This window comes from Microvirga splendida, from assembly GCF_016427565.1.
GTDB lineage: Bacteria > Pseudomonadota > Alphaproteobacteria > Rhizobiales > Beijerinckiaceae > Microvirga > Microvirga splendida.
On the sequence record NZ_JAELXT010000005.1, the window covers coordinates 77,652 to 92,253 of the forward strand.

Consider the following 14,602-nt stretch of genomic DNA (forward strand, 5'->3'; position numbering starts at 1 on the left):
CTTATGTAACCTATGGTCAATCGCGCTTGGCGTCTGGATTAGTACTCATGAAGTGCTAGAGAATAATCAAAAAGAGATAAGATTTATCTTTATATTCCTTGTAAGGGCTGAATTTCTTATCGTCCTGCCGCCTGGGACAGGAGGCTCCGTGCCGGATCGGGTGCGGCATTAAGAAATTTATGGGCGCCCGGCCCCTCCTTTAACCGTCCGTTAACCATAAGCGGTCGAAATCGTAGGGCATTAAAGGAATCTGAACTCCCGTGACCATTGCCGTTCGAAATCGTCCGTCTCTTCGCTTCCGCGGCAGGTCCTTCATGGCCCTGGTTCTCGCGCCGGAAGTGCCGCTGAGGGACTGGCTCGAGGATCTCGACGCCGTCTCCGAGCGCTCCCCCGGATTTTTCACCGGGCGTCCCATCATTGCCGATGTCTCCTCCCTGAAGCCGTCGAAATCCGAGCTGAAATTTCTGCTGGCGGCCTTCAAGATGCGCAACATCCGCGTCATCGGGCTCGAGGGCGCCGCGCCCGAGAACGTGGATGCCGACATGCCGCCGCAGATCAGCGGCGGCAAGCCTGCGGGCGAGATCGGCGTGCCGGATGCGGCCGATGCCGCCATGGCCGCCGCGGGCTCGCCCTTCGCCGATGCTCCCGTGCCGGAGAAGTCGCTGCTGATCGAGGGCTCTGTGCGCTCGGGGCAGTCTATCCTGCACCCGGAAGGCGACGTGACGGTTCTGGGCTCCGTCGCTTCGGGCTCCGAGATCGTCGCCGGCGGCTCGATTCACGTCTACGGCTCCTTGCGCGGCCGCGCCATTGCCGGATGCACGGGCAATGGCAAGGCCCGCATCTTCTGCCGCAAATTCGAAGCCGAATTGATTGCGATCGATGGACTCTACAAGACCGCCGACGATCTGGGCGGCAAGTTCCTCGGTCAGCCCGTGCAAGTGAACCTGGATGGCGATTCCATCATCCTGAAAACAATGGATTGAGAGAAAGAGAGACGACAATGGCCAAAGTCTTGGTCGTAACTTCCGGCAAGGGTGGCGTTGGCAAGACAACGTCTTCGGCAGCTCTGGGCGCGGCGCTGGCGCATGGCGGCGACAAGGTCGTGGTCATCGACTTCGATGTCGGCCTGCGCAACCTGGATCTGGTGATGGGAGCCGAGCGCCGCGTGGTGTTCGATCTCATCAACGTGGTGCAGGGCGATGCGAAGCTCAACCAGGCGCTCATCCGCGACAAGCGGCTGGAGAACCTGTCGCTGCTGCCCGCCTCGCAGACCCGCGACAAGGACGCGCTGACGGAAGAGGGCGTCGCCCGCGTGCTCGACGAGCTTCGCCAGAAGTTCGACTGGATCATCTGCGACAGCCCGGCCGGCATCGAGCGCGGCGCCACGATGGCCATGCGCCACGCGGACGTGGCCGTGGTCGTGACGAACCCGGAAGTGTCATCCGTGCGCGACTCCGACCGCATCATCGGCCTCCTCGATTCCAAGACGGAGCTGGCCGAGAAGGGCGGGCGCATCGAGAAGCACCTGCTGCTCACCCGCTACGATCCCGTGCGCGCCGAGCGCGGCGAGATGCTGAAGGTCGACGACGTGCTGGAGATCCTCTCCATCCCGCTCATCGGCATCATCCCGGAGAGCGAAGAGGTTCTGCGCGCCTCGAACGTCGGCTCGCCGGTGACGCTCAACAATCCTGCCAGCGCGCCGGGCCGGGCCTATTTCGACGCCGTGCGCCGCCTCAAGGGCGAGACCGTCGAACTCACCATCCCGACCGACAAGAAGGGCCTGTTCGGCAAGCTGTTCGGACGGAGGGCTGCATGAACCTTCTGAGCTTCTTCAACCGGCGCACCTCCGCGCCCGTGGCGCGCGAGCGCCTGCAGATCCTGCTGGCGCACGAACGCGGCATCGTCGGGGGCAAGCCCGACCTCGTCGCCCAGCTGCGCGAGGAGATCCTGGCCGTCGTGCGCCGTCACGTGATGGTGGAGCAGGACAACGTTCAGGTGAAGATGAACCGCGACTCGGACATCTCGACCCTCGAGATCGAGATCGAGATTCCCGCGCCTGTCGCCGCACGCGCCTGAGATGCAGCGTTACGACGTCTGAGCGGCCCGGTCATGCCGGGCCGCTTTGTCATGGCTGCTTGCCCCACACGCCGATCTTGGCCTCGCGGGCCTTTTCGGCCGCGGCCTTCAGCTCCGGCGTCGCATCGCTCGTCGGTCGCCCGCCGCCATTGAACAGCACGACCCGCGACAGGTCCTGGTTGCCGACCTGGCATCGATAGACATCGTTCGAACCCGCCGGCTCGCAGGCCACCTCGCGGCCGTTGAGATAGCCGGTCAGGTCCTCCGGCTTGCCGCCGCCGGGCGCCCATTCGACGCCGAACAGGCGCACCACCTCGCCCTTCAGGGACAGGGTTGCCGTGTCGATCACGTCCGGCACCCCGCGAAGCGAAGCCGACGACGTGGTCGAGCCGGTGGTCGACGGCTCGGGATCCTGGAGGGGGGTGGCTCCCTCAGCGCCGGCCACGACCGTCTCCGCCGCATTGGCCTGAGGCGCGGGAGCGGCCGGCTCTTCGCCCTGGAACAGGAATGCGCCGACGCCCAGAAGAGCCAGCAGCGCAACGGCCCCCAGGGCGATGCTGGGACGCGCCCAGGAGCGTGTCGGCGACCCGAAGGCATGTCGCTCCTGCCCGGCTGGAGCGGGATCGTCCGCCGACCAGACCCGTGGTCCGAGACCGAGCAGCGCGGCGGCTCTCGGAGAGGCGAGGGCTTTGCGGGACCAGTCGCGAAGGCCATTCATGCCGCCGGCCGGCGCCTGCATCGATGCGAAAGCGGGCGACGGCCGGGGCGCTTCGGCTTCGGTGGCCGCCGCCGACGATTCCAGCTTGATCCAGTCGCGCTGCGGCTTCTCGCGCTTCTGCGGCGGGTCTGCCTCCCGCATCGCGGCATTCTCGTCCTGCTTCGCGGGCCTGAACAGCACCGGATAGCGCACGCGCAGCTCCTCCAGCAGATCGTGCAGCGTGAATGCCGCCTGCTGCCCGTCTCTCTCGATCGTGCGCGGCTTGCCGTCCTGATCGATGATGGTGAGCTTCAGCTCGCCGTCGACCTCGGACGGGCGGACGGAGGATTCGATGATGAGTTCGAGCGCCCGCCTCCCATCGTCGGTGGGATTGATGGTGTCGAGTTCCGCCCGGATGGCCTCGTGCATTCTCTCGCGCATCATGGCCCAGTTGCGGCGCGGATCCGCGGACGGATCGTGGGTCGTGGTTTCATCGATCATTCGAGGCACCCTCCAGGGCAAGATTTCGCCTGCGCTCCTGACCGAGCAGCGTGCTGTGCTCCGCGACGATCACGGGCCTGTCGCCGATGAAGTGGACGACGAGCTGCAGGGCGCCGGTGCCCTGCGAGACCCGACGGCGCTTGGGATGGGAGGCCGTGTAGTCGAACACCGCATGCACCGTGCAGATCTCGCCTGCCGAGTTGCAGGTCGTGCCGATCCCGTCCTCGCGCGGGCGATAGTCCCGCTCCGGCCAGCGCTTCACGAAGCGGCGCTTCTCGTCGAACAGCCGCTTCATCGTCACCTCGCGCCCGTGAAAGAGCACGCGCGGCGCATAGAAGGCGGCGGTCGATTCGAGAGCGGTGTCGTTGGGCGCCGACCATGAATCGAGATAGTCGATGGCGAATCGCTTGGCCGTGTCGGCCCGGGCCTCCCGCTTGTCCTCGGCAGGGTCCTGTTTCGGCTGAGCGGTCGTCACAGGTGGCGCGGCGGGCGGAGCGGCTGCGGGCTCCTGCGCCTGGCGGGTCGCAGGCGCATCGGGCCGGACGATGGGAGTCTGCGGCTGAGCCGTTTGCGGCGGGGCCGGTGTGGCCGCCGGAGGCGGTGAGGCGACTTCCGGCGCAGCCGCCGCAGGAGGAGCCGGCCTGACGGTTTCAGGGGCGGGGGACGGCGACGTCGTGCCCTCCGCGGGCGGATCGACCCAGGGGCGTCCCGTCTGCGCGGCGGCCACGGAGCCGACAGCCACGGAACCGGCGGCCATCAGCAGGGTCAGGAGAGCGGATTTAGTTGCGAGGGGCCAGCCGATCTGCATGCGTTTCCTAAGGCCTCTTCTCAAGAAAAGGTGACTGGGGAAAAGCGGGTGAACGGCATCCCGGTTCCATGATCATCCTGGCCGGAAACCCCGGCCAGGATGATTCGCAATGACTAGGTGATGAAATGAAGGTGTCTGAAAAAGTGCCCGTTCAGAGCTGGGCCAGCGTAACGGAACCCACGCCCGAGATCCCGATGGCCTGCGCGGAGGCTTTCGAGAGGTCGATGACGCGGCCATGGGCGTAAGGACCGCGGTCGTTGATGCGCACCACCACCGACTTGCCGGTCTTCTTGTTCACCACCTTCACCTTCGTGCCGAAGGGCAGGGTGCGGTGGGCGGCAGTCAGGGCGTTGGTGTTGAAGGTCTCGCCGCTCGCCGTCTTGCGCCCGTGGAAGCCCGGTCCGTACCAGGAGGCGGGACCGCTCTGAATGACCTTGCCGGAGGTGGCGTCAGGTTCGGCCTGCGCTACGGGGACCGAGATGAAAGCCGATCCGGCGATGAACAAGCTGGCGAGTGTGAGCGTTACCTTGCGTTGATCCACAATGCATTCCCTTGTTTGTTATGCAGGTCGTGCAAAATGAAGACTAATGGGGCAACAATAAGACGTTCTACATGGTAGAACGACGATTGTTATAGCCTGGGCTGGCGCAAGCAGGTATGACTTTGCTGCTTTGTATATTATAACGATTTGCAGATATAGCCTCGACGATCCGCAAATTTCTGGAGAACGGAGCCGCCTCTCGGCGCTACGGAGCCGCGGGGTCCTTGCCCGTCCGGCCGGGCGGAAGGGCCGTCAGCCACAGGGCGAGCGCGAGAGCCGCGAGCAGCAGGGCGGCCACGAGACCGGCAACGCCCGGCCATGCGGCGCGGGCCCAGAACAGGCCGCCCAGGGTGCCGACGGCGCTCGATCCGAGGTAGTAGCAGAACAGGTAGAGCGCCGAGGCCTGCGCCTTCGCGGTCACGGCCCGGCTGCCGACCCAGCTGCTGGCGATGGAATGGCCGCCGAAGAACCCGAAGGTCACGGCCACGATCCCCGCGATGATCGGCAGGAGATGATCGAAGAGGGTCAGCGCCACGCCGGCCAGCATGATGACGATCATCGCCCACAGCACCCGTTGCCGCCCGAGCCGGTCGGCCAGGGCGCCGATCCAGGCCGAGCTCCAGGTGCCGATGAGGTAGGCCGCGAAGACCGCCCCGATGGCGCTCTGGCTCAGGGAATAGGGCGGCTCGCTCAGGCGGTAGCCGAGATAGTTGTAGAGGGTCACGAAGCCGCCCATGAGCAGGAAGGCCTCGGCGAACAGGCCGCGCAGGCCCGGATCCCGCAGGTGCTCGCCAAAGGACCGCAGCAGCTCCACCGGCCGGGCCCGGCGCGGCCGGAAATGCGCCGAGGCCGGCAGGCTGCGCCAGGCCGCGAAGGCCGACGCAAGACCGATGAATCCGATGAGGCCGACGGCCAGCCGCCAGGAGCCCAGATCCGTCAGCACGCCGCCGACGATCCGCCCGGACATGCCCCCGACCGCGTTGCCGCCGATGAACAGCCCCATGGCCAAGCCGATGGACTTCGGATCGACCTCCTCGCTCACATAGGCCATGGCGACCGCCGGCAGCCCGCTTAAGGTGATGCCGATCAGCATGCGGGCCACGAGAAAGCTCGTCCAGTTGGGCGCCAGGGCAGACAGGATGGCCAGGAGCGCCGAGAGCAGGAGCGAGGCCACCATGATAGGCTTTCGCCCCCACACCTCCGACAGGGATCCGGCCACCAGCATGGCGACCGCCAAAAGGCCGGTGGAGAGCGATAGGGACAGGCTGCTCACGGCGGCGCTCACCCCGAACTCCCGCGAGAATTCCGGCAGCAGGGGCTGGACGCAGTAGAGGATGGCGAAGGTCGAGAAGCCGGAGGCGAAGAGCGCCAGGTTCATGCGGTGGAAGGCGGGCGTTCCGCCTACCAGGCGGCTTGGCATCTCCTGCACATCATCTTCCATGTGATCGTCCCACGCCCGTCATGCCAGCCCCTGTTCGCCGGTGCCGCCGGGCTCGGGAATCCGCTGCATCGGTTGTCCCATGTTCTTGGCGCAAGCGTAAGGGCGCACAACACCCGATCCATTCGCCGAAAGCATGCAGGTCGTGCCGAGTTTGCACTTCTCCACCGGCGAAAACAGTAGTGTATGAACGGCAACATCCTCCGGACTCGAGACCCTCAGGCTCGTCGCGGCCCCGCGCGAGCCTCATTTTTTGAGCGCGCATGACCTCCTCTCCCGCTCGGACGAAGGCTTCTTCCCCGGAGCCCTCCGGCCTGCCGGCTTCCTCCCCGCTGCGGGGCATCCTGTTCCTGATCGCGTCTACGGTCGTGTTCTCGGTGGCGGACGTGATCACCAAGCAGCTCGCCTCCACCCTGCCGCCGCCGGAGGTGGCGTGGATGCGCTACGTCACGTTCGCGCTCGTGATCATCCCGGTCGTGCTCCTCAAGGGAGGGCCTGGGCTCCTGCGCTCCCGACGTCCGAAACTGCAGGTTCTCAGGGGCTGTGGCATGGTGGGCTCGTCGCTCCTGTTCATTGCGAGCCTGCCTTCCCTGCCGGTGGCGGACGCCACCGCGATCTTCTTCGTCTCGCCCATCCTGATCATGGCCCTGTCGGTTTTCTTCCTCGGCGAGACCGTGGGCTGGCGGCGCTGGAGTGCAGCGGCTTTCGGCTTCATCGGTGTCATGATCGTTGTCCGGCCCGGAACGGGAGCCTTCCAGTTCGCCGCGCTCCTGCCGATGATGGCCGCATCAAGCTGGGCGGTGGGTGCCGTCGTGACCCGCAAGATCGTCGGCGACCATGCCTTCACGACATTGGCTTATTCGGCCCTCGTCGGCACTGTCGTGCTGAGCGCGCTGATGCCGTTCAACTGGGTCACGCCGGACGCCACGGAGATCGGCCTGGGCCTCAGCATGGGCGTGCTGTTCGCCATCGGGCACTGGTTCATCGTCCTCGCCTACCGGCATGGCAATGCGTCGATGATCGCGCCGTTTTCCTATGTCCAGCTCATCTGGGCCGGCAGTCTCGGCTATCTGGTGTTCGGCACGGTTCCCGATGCGTGGACGATCACCGGCGCGGGGATCATCGCTCTCAGTGGCCTCTACGCGGCCTATCGCGAGCGGGTGCGGGCGATGGAGAAGAAGTTCCCGGCCTGAGCCGGGAGCCGGGCAATGCTTCAGGCACCGGAATGAACGACGCGCAGGCGCGGGCGTGCCGTCCGGCTGAGGAAGTTGATCTCGACGAAATCCCCGTCCTCGGAGCCCTCGACGAGTCGGTAGCCGAACTGTTCCACCAGGGCCCGCACCTGGCCCAGGTTGTCGCGCGAGATCCTGCGGGTGAATTCCATCAGATCTTGGCTCATGAGCGCGGCCACGATTCCGATCTCGACGCCCTGGTCGAAATCGGCGCTGCGCGCCGGAAAACGAAGCCGCATACCCTCAGCGAGATGGATGTGGTGCATGGGATCCTGGTCCGTTCACGTCCTGTCGGGCGGTGTTTATCGGGCCAAAAATCCTACCGGTTGCTTAAAGCAGGCAGGATGGCCCCAGGGCGCTCGAGGCGTGGTTAATCGTTCGTGCAGGGTTGATCTTGAAGCTGGGCTTTGCATTTACCCTGCAGGATCCCTCCTGCTGCAGGGGCGGCAGGCGATGCAATGAGGCGCAACATGAAGCAGCTTTTGGTGGGAATGGCATTCGCCACAGGGTTTGTGGCGTCGACGGCCCTGGCGGCGGACGTGACGACGGTTGTCGGGGTTCGGGCCAGCCAGGTCCAGGTCACACGTCCCATCCAGGTCACACGTCCCATCGCGAGGCTCGCCGACCAGGGCCTCGGCTATTCGGTGCTTCATGACGTGCCGGGCGTTCCGCAGCGGGCCTATCGCGTGCACGTGACCTGCGCCATCGACGAGAGCTTCACGCAGACCTATTGCCCGACTCCGGTCTATGTCTCCGTCTGTCCTCGGGCCCGCATCGCCTGCGCGGGCGGCGCGCAGGAGGTGGGGGCGCTGCGCCTGAAATACTGAACGGCCTGGAGGTTTGCCGCGCGGGCCGCGGTGGACTAGAAGGCCATCGTTCACCGACAGGCCACCAGATTGCACCACACGACACGAAGCGGCGTCTACGGAACGCCTCCGGCCGAACTGGGCGAGGCACCGGAAGGCGCCATTCAGTTCTCGCCCCTGATTCCCGGCTCGGCAAAGCTCGAGGATCAGCCCGAAGGCTCCTTGAGCGACGTGCTCGTGCTGGCGCCGCCCGGCACCGTGGAGCGGCGCTACACCACCGCGCTGGCGCTGCGGGCGCTTGCCCCCGGCGGCGCCCTGACGATCCTGGCGCCCAAGGACAAGGGCGGCTCGCGGATCGCCAAGGAGCTCAAGGCATTCGGCTGCGCCGTCTCCGAGACCTCCCGGCGGCACCATCGCATCTGCACCTGCGAGCGGCCCGCGCGCCTGGCCGACATCGACGAGGCGCTGGCCGAGGGTGGGCCGCGGCTCGACGAGGCGCTGGGCCTGTGGACCTGGCCCGGCGTGTTCAGCTGGAACCGGCTCGACCCCGGCAGCGCTCTCCTGGAGCAGAGCCTGCCCGCGCTGAGCGGCAGGGGCGCGGATTTCGGCTGCGGCATCGGCATTCTCGCCCGCGCGATCCTGGCCTCTCCCGCGGTGGAACATCTTGCGATGCTCGACATCGACCGCCGCGCCGTCGAGATGGCACAGCGCAACGTCGTCGATCCGCGAGCTGAAATCCGCTGGGGGGATGTCCGCAGCGGCAGCGGGCTCCAGGGCCTCAACTTCGTGGTCATGAACCCGCCGTTCCACGATGGCGGCGCCGAGGACCAGTCCCTCGGTCAGAGCTTCATCCGCCGTGCGGCCGAGGCGCTGCGGCCCGGCGGCGTCCTCTGGCTCGTCGCCAACCGCCACCTGCCCTATGAGGGGGTTCTGAAGCCCCTGTTCCGGCGCGTGACCCCCAAGGTCGAGGCCGGCGGATACAAGATCTACGAGGCGCTCAAATGAGCAAGACCCCGACCCTTCGCCTCGACCGGCTCCTCGCCAATCTGGGCTACGGTTCGCGCCGGGAGGTGCAGCAGCTCGTCCGGGCCGGCCTGGTCGTGCTCGATGGCGAGGTGATCGAGGATTCCGATCAGCGCATCGCCGTGACCCGCGACCTGTCGGAGCGGATGCGCGTCCAGGGCAAGCCCCTCGATCCGCCGCCGGGACTGATCCTGATGCTGCACAAGCCCCTGGGCGTCACCTGCTCGCACAAGGAGGCAGGCCCCCTGGTCTACAGCCTGCTGCCCGACCGCTGGCGCCGGCGCGACCCGGCCCTCTCGACCGTTGGGCGCCTCGACAAGGAAACGTCGGGGCTGCTGCTGATGACTGACGACGGCAGCCTGCTCCACCGCATCATCTCGCCCCGCGCCAATGTCTCCAAGCGCTATCACGTGACCCTCGACCGCCCCTTGCGGGGCGACGAGGCAGAGATCTTCGCGTCCGGGACCCTGATGCTGGAAGGCGAGGACCGGCCGCTCCTGCCGGCGCAGATGGAGGCGCTGTCCCCATTGAATGCCCATGTCACGGTGACCGAAGGGCGCTACCATCAGGTGCGCCGCATGTTCGCGGCCGTGGGCAACCACGTCACCGCCCTCCACCGCAACCGGATTGCCGCCCTGGACCTGCCGGCGGATCTGGAGCCCGGGCAGTTCCGGCTCATGAGCGAGGCCGACCTCGCCCTGATCCTTCCGCCAGCCGGAGCCGCCTCTCGGTAAGCCTCGTGAGCGGAGAGGTTGCCCTCAGGGCCGTAATCGGGTAGGGAAAGTCCAGGCCCATCGCCGCAAGCACCCGTAGCTCAGCTGGATAGAGCGTTGCCCTCCGAAGGCAAAGGTCACACGTTCGAATCGTGTCGGGTGCGCCATTCTTAGTGCAAGTTGGAAAGACGTTGGTAAGCTGAGATAATAAGCTCTACAGCAGCAGCAATCTCGTCTTCGTCAAACTCATAGCCGTTGCAGTAAGCAACGACTGACTTGCTCGTACGACAGTAAAGCTCCACCCAAAACGGCGGGAAAGTTGGCATGTCGTAGTCCTGGCAAAGCTCAGTAAGCCGTACCTCGACATCACCAACCAGCATGATAGTAATCGTGCGGTAGCCATTCTGCGGGTCCAGAGCGAAGACGAGCCGGACATAGGCCCTAATGATCTGCTCCTCGATCCAATCGTGACAGGGGGCAATTGGCGCCTCGGCATAGCCAGACGCCGCGAAGGGCTGCGACATAAAATTCTCCATAATCGAAATGGCGCCTCACAGCCCGGGTTGACCAAGGGGAGCTTTGGAGGGCAGCGATCAAAGGCAAAACGCAACCAGCTGGGTTTTGATAGTGTAATATTAAATTGCGCACAATTCGACTATTGAACAATTAGATAGCGCACGATATAATAGTGGTGATAGGTCAATGTGAGGATAGGCATGTCAGGGAAGAGGCCGCCTTTGGGCAACCAAAGTACAATCCAGAGGCTTGCAAGCCATATATGCTTCGCCACTTACGCGACAGCGCACGCTTTCAACCGAGTCTACAAGCCACTGCTGGACCCGCTTGGGTTGACGTACCCGCAATATCTGGTGCTGCTCGTCCTTTGGGAGAAAGATAATCTGACCGTCAAAGAGGTGGGTCAGCCCCTCCACCTCGACTCTGGAACTCTCACGCCGTTGCTGAAGAGACTTGAGAGCGCCGGAATCGCCCAGCGAACGCGAGACCCTCAGGATGAGCGTCAGGTACGGGTGAGCCTGACCAAACGAGGCCATGATCTGAGAACGCCGGCAATGAATCTCTGGAATGAGCTACTCTGCGCGACGGGTCTACCGGCCCACGAACTGAGCGCCCTGAAGGATCAACTCGACAGACTCCGCGAGAACCTGGATGCTCACCAATCTACGGAGATCGATGGCTAGACCTTAGGGACAGAACGACCGCCGCCGAAGATCGGCGCCTCCTGCCTTCAGCTTGCAATGCAAGAATCCCTGAGCCTGTCGTTCAACACCGCTCATAGTGGTTCCCCGGTAGCGTGGACCTTGCCTTGTCACAACGGCCCGTCACTGCCCGGGCGGTTCCTGTCTCTCCAATAATCCTACTACTGACCGATGAAGGCGGAGGCCAGGATCGTCGTGGCGTAGGCTGAGATCACGAAGAACGGGCCCAGCACGGAAGCCGACACAAGCAGGACAAGCGAGTTCTTGAGGGTACGCATCGTGGGGCTCCTTCACCTTGGAGTCCCGATCCTAGGAGCGTTAAAGTTAACCTCAGACTAACCTTGGCAGAGAAAACGGCAGGGAGCGGAAAGCCCCCGCATGTGCCGAACGACAGGCCTGCACGCGGGGGCTTTGGAAGTGGTCAGTCGCAGCGACGGACCCGGCGCGTGACCGAACCACCCCAGCGGTCCTGATCCACGATCGTGACATTCCTGCAGTTTTCTTCGTAAGCGCCATAGCGCCGCTCGTCGCGGCGAGCGTCACGCCGGCCCTGCTCGTAAGCACGCTCGGCCTCCCGGCGGTCGCGCCACCGCTCACGCCGCTCGCGTTCCTCCTGCTGAGGATCGCGAACGCCGATCTGAGGCCGGCCATCGGGGCCGAGGCCGAACTGGATCGTCGGCTGAGCCATCGAGGGTGTGCTTGCAACAAGACCGGAGCCAATCGTGGCCGCAACCAAAAGAGCAATCTTTCTCATGGGTTCAATCCCTTATGAACAATCGCGATGAACGCCCGCTCGCCAAGGAGGGTTCCAGCCCATGGCCGCATCGCGGCACCTTGCCTCACACGTGAGAAAATGCGCGGGATCTGCCCTCTAAGAGTTCTCTGAGAACATGGTCTTTGAGCCTGAGGAGGAAATCCCAGGGTTGGATCGCGACACGCGCGGCAAGTCACTCAGTGAGTCAGGCTTTCGCGCGATCACGGACGGAAGGCTGGGGCGAGTGGATGGGGGATGTGTGGGCGGAGGACTTGGACCGCTCTCCAACGCAGGGTGTCTCGCCTGCTAGCACCTGGTGCTCTTTCCCGGTGTAAGCATTCCCGCCGGTCTGGCTTCTCCAGGGATCGAGCGTGATCTGGCGGCCGGAGATGGGATCGAGGATCGTCATGAAAGGTTTTCTCTCGTCGCGGCGCGAGGATCTCGGCACCTGCGGAAGAGAAACGACTGAACCTGGGCTCCGTTCGAACTACGGGTCCCGCGGTGTGCGCTCCAGCACAAGGAGGGGCGAGAGCTTCAGCGGGAGAGCTGAGGGTTCCGGCGCGCGATGATCCAGACCGCGTGGATGATGCCCGGGATGTAGCCCAGGATCGTCAGCAGGATGTTGAGCCAGAACTGTCCGCCCAGGCCTACGGTGAAGAACACCCCGACGGGCGGCAGGACGATGGCAAGAATGATGCGAAGCAGGTTTCCCATGGGCTCGGATCGCTGGTTGAGATCAGGAGGGGAACGGGATCGTGCCCCTCCTGTTCCATCCCCGGCCCATCATGCGATCGTCACGCCACCGTCCACGATGACTGTCTGGCCCGTCATGAAGCTTGACGCCGACGAGGCCAGGAAGGCCGCCACGGGGCCGATCTCGTCGGGCGTGCCGATCCGGCGCAGGGGCGTCTGGCTGTTGCGCTGCTCCAGGGCCTGCTCGTCTTCCCACAAGGCGCGGGCGAAATCCGTCTTGACCAGGCCGGGCGCAATGCAGTTGATGCGCACGTTGTGCGGACCCCATTCCACCGCAAGATTGCGCGCGAGCGCGAAGTCCGCCGCCTTGGAGATGCCGTAGCCGCCGATGACGCCGGTGCCGCGCAGGCCCGCGATCGACGACACGATCACGACCGCGCCGCCGCCCCGCTCGGCCATCTCCGGAATGACGAGGTTGCAGAGCCAGAGATTGCTCTTCACGTTCGCGCCCATGATCTTGTCGAAGGCCTCGTCTGTCAGGCCGCTCATGGGGCCGTAGACGGGATTGACGGCGGCGTTGCAGACCAGGATGTCGACCGGCCCGAGCCGCTCCCGCGTCTCGGCGACGAGCGCTTCGACTTCCGCTTTGCGCGAGATGTTGCAGGCAATGGCGATGGCCTCGCCGCCTTTTGCGCAGATGCCCTCGACCACAGGCTCGCAAGCCTCGATCTTGCGGCTCGACACCACGACCTTCGCGCCAAGCGATGCCATGGTTTCCGCGATGGAGCGGCCGATGCCGCGGCTCGAGCCGGTGATGATGGCGACCTTTCCGGTGAGATCGAAGGGGTTGGTCATGCGGCAGGCCCTGCATTGTGCGGCCGGTCGGCCGACTTGTATTTGGCGAGTTCGATCTTGGCGACAGTCTCGCGATGCACCTCGTCGGGGCCGTCCGCCAGCCTCAGCACGCGGGCGCGCGCATAGGCGTAAGCCAAGTGGAAATCCTGGGATACGCCGCCGCCGCCGCAGACCTGGATCGCCCGGTCCACGACCTTCTGCGCCACGTTCGGCGCCACCACCTTGATCATGGCGATCTCGGCACGGGCCGCCTTGTTGCCGACCTCGTCCATCATGCGGGCGGCCTGGAGCGTCAGCAGGCGGGCCTGATCGATCTCCATGCGCGATTCGGCGATCCAATGGCGCGTTACGCCATGATCGGCCACTTGCCTGCCGAAGGTGCTGCGCGAGAGGGCCCGCTTGCACATCGCCTCCAGCGCACGCTCGGCCAAGCCGATGGAGCGCATACAGTGGTGGATGCGGCCAGGCCCTAAGCGGCCTTGTGCGATCTCGAAGCCGCGCCCTTCTCCGAGCAGGATGTTGGAGGCGGGCACGCGCACGTTCTCGAACAGAACCTCCGCATGGCCGTGCGGCGCGTCATCATAGCCGAAGACAGTAAGCGGGCGGACCACTGTCACGCCGGGCGTGTCCATGGGCACCAGGATCATCGATTGCTGCTGGTGCTTGGGTGCATCCGGGCTCGTCTTGCCCATGACGATGGCGATCTTGCAGCGCGGGTCCATGGCGCCGGAGGTCCACCACTTGCGCCCGTTGATCACGTATTCGTCGCCCTCGCGGCGGATCTCGGTGCGGATGTTGGTGGCGTCCGATGAAGCCACCTCCGGCTCGGTCATGGCAAAGCACGAGCGGATCTCGCCGTCCATCAAGGGCTTGAGCCAGCGCTCCTTGTGCTCCTCTGTGCCATAGAGGATCAGGGTTTCCATGTTTCCCGTATCGGGCGCGGAGCAATTGAATGGTTCCGCCCCGATGGGGGAGCGCCCCATGATCTCGCAGACCATGGCGTATTCGAGGTTCGACAGGGAGTCCGGATAGTGGCGCTTAGGGAGAAACAGGTTCCACAACCCTTGAGCCTTGGCGCGCTCCTTCAGATCCTCCATGACCGGCGCCACGCCCCAGCGGTTGGGCATGGCGTTGAGCTGCTGCTCAAACACCTCCTCGGCCGGATAGACGTGGGCCTCCATGAATTCCGTGACGCGGTGGCGCAGTTCTTGAGCCCGTGGGCTTATGGGAAACAGCATCGACGTCTCC

The 14,602-nt window shown here is 65.0% G+C and carries 18 protein-coding genes and 1 tRNA gene; 9 read left to right on the forward strand and 10 right to left on the reverse strand.

All coding sequences use genetic code 11. From position 1 onward, the window contains the following. Positions 1–314: 314 nt before the first annotated feature. From minC to minE, 3 genes are read left to right on the forward strand one after another with little or no spacing between them, the layout of a single operon-like run. Entirely contained in the window at positions 315–983 is a 669-nt protein-coding gene (gene minC, locus JAO75_RS07150; protein WP_210340188.1) for a septum site-determining protein MinC, read from the forward strand. Between the two features lie 17 nt (positions 984–1,000). Beyond that, positions 1,001–1,816: a septum site-determining protein MinD gene (gene minD, locus JAO75_RS07155; RefSeq protein ID WP_190845117.1), complete on the forward strand. Its 816-nt coding sequence runs from the start codon at positions 1,001–1,003 to the stop codon at positions 1,814–1,816. Next, on the forward strand, positions 1,813–2,076 hold the full coding sequence (gene minE / locus JAO75_RS07160) for a cell division topological specificity factor MinE (RefSeq protein WP_036354060.1): 264 nt from the start codon (positions 1,813–1,815) through the stop codon (positions 2,074–2,076). Before minD ends, minE begins: the two co-directional genes overlap by 4 nt. Before the next feature lie 49 nt (positions 2,077–2,125). On the opposite strand, the gene JAO75_RS07165 is transcribed toward minE, so the two are convergent. The 4 genes from JAO75_RS07165 to JAO75_RS07180 all read right to left on the reverse strand — a co-directional run bounded on the left by JAO75_RS07165 (position 2,126) and on the right by JAO75_RS07180 (position 6,064). Next, positions 2,126–3,274: a hypothetical protein gene (locus JAO75_RS07165; protein WP_199047861.1), complete on the reverse strand. Its 1,149-nt coding sequence runs from the start codon at positions 3,272–3,274 to the stop codon at positions 2,126–2,128. Further along, positions 3,264–4,082 (reverse strand): hypothetical protein, encoded by an 819-nt coding sequence (locus tag JAO75_RS07170; protein WP_199047863.1) that lies wholly within the window; start codon positions 4,080–4,082, stop codon positions 3,264–3,266. The genes JAO75_RS07165 and JAO75_RS07170 overlap by 11 nt, the downstream gene beginning before the upstream one ends. Before the next feature lie 151 nt (positions 4,083–4,233). Then, a complete protein-coding gene (locus tag JAO75_RS07175; RefSeq protein ID WP_199047865.1) occupies positions 4,234–4,623 on the reverse strand; it encodes a septal ring lytic transglycosylase RlpA family protein in 390 nt (129 codons plus the stop codon). Between the two features lie 205 nt (positions 4,624–4,828). Continuing rightward, positions 4,829–6,064 carry an MFS transporter gene (locus tag JAO75_RS07180; RefSeq protein ID WP_199047867.1) on the reverse strand — a complete coding sequence of 412 codons (1,236 nt, stop codon included), beginning with the start codon at positions 6,062–6,064 and terminating at the stop codon, positions 4,829–4,831. Between the two features lie 260 nt (positions 6,065–6,324). Here JAO75_RS07180 and JAO75_RS07185 point away from each other — a divergent pair, with 260 nt between their 5' ends. Further along, a complete protein-coding gene (locus JAO75_RS07185) occupies positions 6,325–7,254 on the forward strand; it encodes a DMT family transporter (protein ID WP_199047868.1) in 930 nt (309 codons plus the stop codon). 20 nt (positions 7,255–7,274) lie between these two features. Here the strand turns inward: JAO75_RS07185 and JAO75_RS07190 are convergent, their stop codons facing one another. Continuing rightward, positions 7,275–7,559: a hypothetical protein gene (locus JAO75_RS07190; RefSeq protein ID WP_199047869.1), complete on the reverse strand. Its 285-nt coding sequence runs from the start codon at positions 7,557–7,559 to the stop codon at positions 7,275–7,277. A 204-nt stretch (positions 7,560–7,763) separates the two neighbouring features. Here JAO75_RS07190 and JAO75_RS07195 point away from each other — a divergent pair, with 204 nt between their 5' ends. The 4 genes from JAO75_RS07195 to JAO75_RS07210 all read left to right on the forward strand — a co-directional run bounded on the left by JAO75_RS07195 (position 7,764) and on the right by JAO75_RS07210 (position 10,002). After that, positions 7,764–8,120, forward strand: coding sequence for a hypothetical protein (locus JAO75_RS07195; RefSeq protein ID WP_199047870.1), 357 nt, complete (start codon positions 7,764–7,766; stop codon positions 8,118–8,120). A 69-nt stretch (positions 8,121–8,189) separates the two neighbouring features. Then, on the forward strand, positions 8,190–9,104 hold the full coding sequence (locus JAO75_RS07200) for a class I SAM-dependent methyltransferase (RefSeq protein WP_199047871.1): 915 nt from the start codon (positions 8,190–8,192) through the stop codon (positions 9,102–9,104). Further along, complete coding sequence (locus JAO75_RS07205) at positions 9,101–9,856, forward strand: pseudouridine synthase (protein ID WP_199047872.1); 756 nt, start codon at positions 9,101–9,103, stop codon at positions 9,854–9,856. The genes JAO75_RS07200 and JAO75_RS07205 overlap by 4 nt, the downstream gene beginning before the upstream one ends. Before the next feature lie 69 nt (positions 9,857–9,925). Beyond that, positions 9,926–10,002, forward strand: a tRNA-Arg gene (locus JAO75_RS07210). A 3-nt stretch (positions 10,003–10,005) separates the two neighbouring features. On the opposite strand, the gene JAO75_RS07215 is transcribed toward JAO75_RS07210, so the two are convergent. Then, positions 10,006–10,359, reverse strand: a complete 354-nt coding sequence (locus tag JAO75_RS07215) for a hypothetical protein (protein WP_199047873.1) — start codon at positions 10,357–10,359, stop codon at positions 10,006–10,008. A gap of 192 nt (positions 10,360–10,551) precedes the next feature. Here JAO75_RS07215 and JAO75_RS07220 point away from each other — a divergent pair, with 192 nt between their 5' ends. Then, positions 10,552–11,034, forward strand: coding sequence for a MarR family winged helix-turn-helix transcriptional regulator (locus JAO75_RS07220; RefSeq protein ID WP_199047874.1), 483 nt, complete (start codon positions 10,552–10,554; stop codon positions 11,032–11,034). Positions 11,035–11,473: 439 nt separating this feature from the next. On the opposite strand, the gene JAO75_RS07225 is transcribed toward JAO75_RS07220, so the two are convergent. From JAO75_RS07225 to JAO75_RS07240, 4 genes are all read right to left on the reverse strand, one after another. Further along, complete coding sequence (locus JAO75_RS07225; protein ID WP_210340189.1) at positions 11,474–11,806, reverse strand: hypothetical protein; 333 nt, start codon at positions 11,804–11,806, stop codon at positions 11,474–11,476. Positions 11,807–12,340: 534 nt separating this feature from the next. Then, on the reverse strand, positions 12,341–12,520 hold the full coding sequence (locus JAO75_RS07230) for a YqaE/Pmp3 family membrane protein (protein ID WP_199047876.1): 180 nt from the start codon (positions 12,518–12,520) through the stop codon (positions 12,341–12,343). Between the two features lie 69 nt (positions 12,521–12,589). Then, positions 12,590–13,354: an SDR family NAD(P)-dependent oxidoreductase gene (locus JAO75_RS07235; protein ID WP_199047877.1), complete on the reverse strand. Its 765-nt coding sequence runs from the start codon at positions 13,352–13,354 to the stop codon at positions 12,590–12,592. Beyond that, on the reverse strand, positions 13,351–14,592 hold the full coding sequence (locus JAO75_RS07240) for an acyl-CoA dehydrogenase (protein WP_199047878.1): 1,242 nt from the start codon (positions 14,590–14,592) through the stop codon (positions 13,351–13,353). The genes JAO75_RS07235 and JAO75_RS07240 overlap by 4 nt, the downstream gene beginning before the upstream one ends. Positions 14,593–14,602 lie beyond the last annotated feature (10 nt).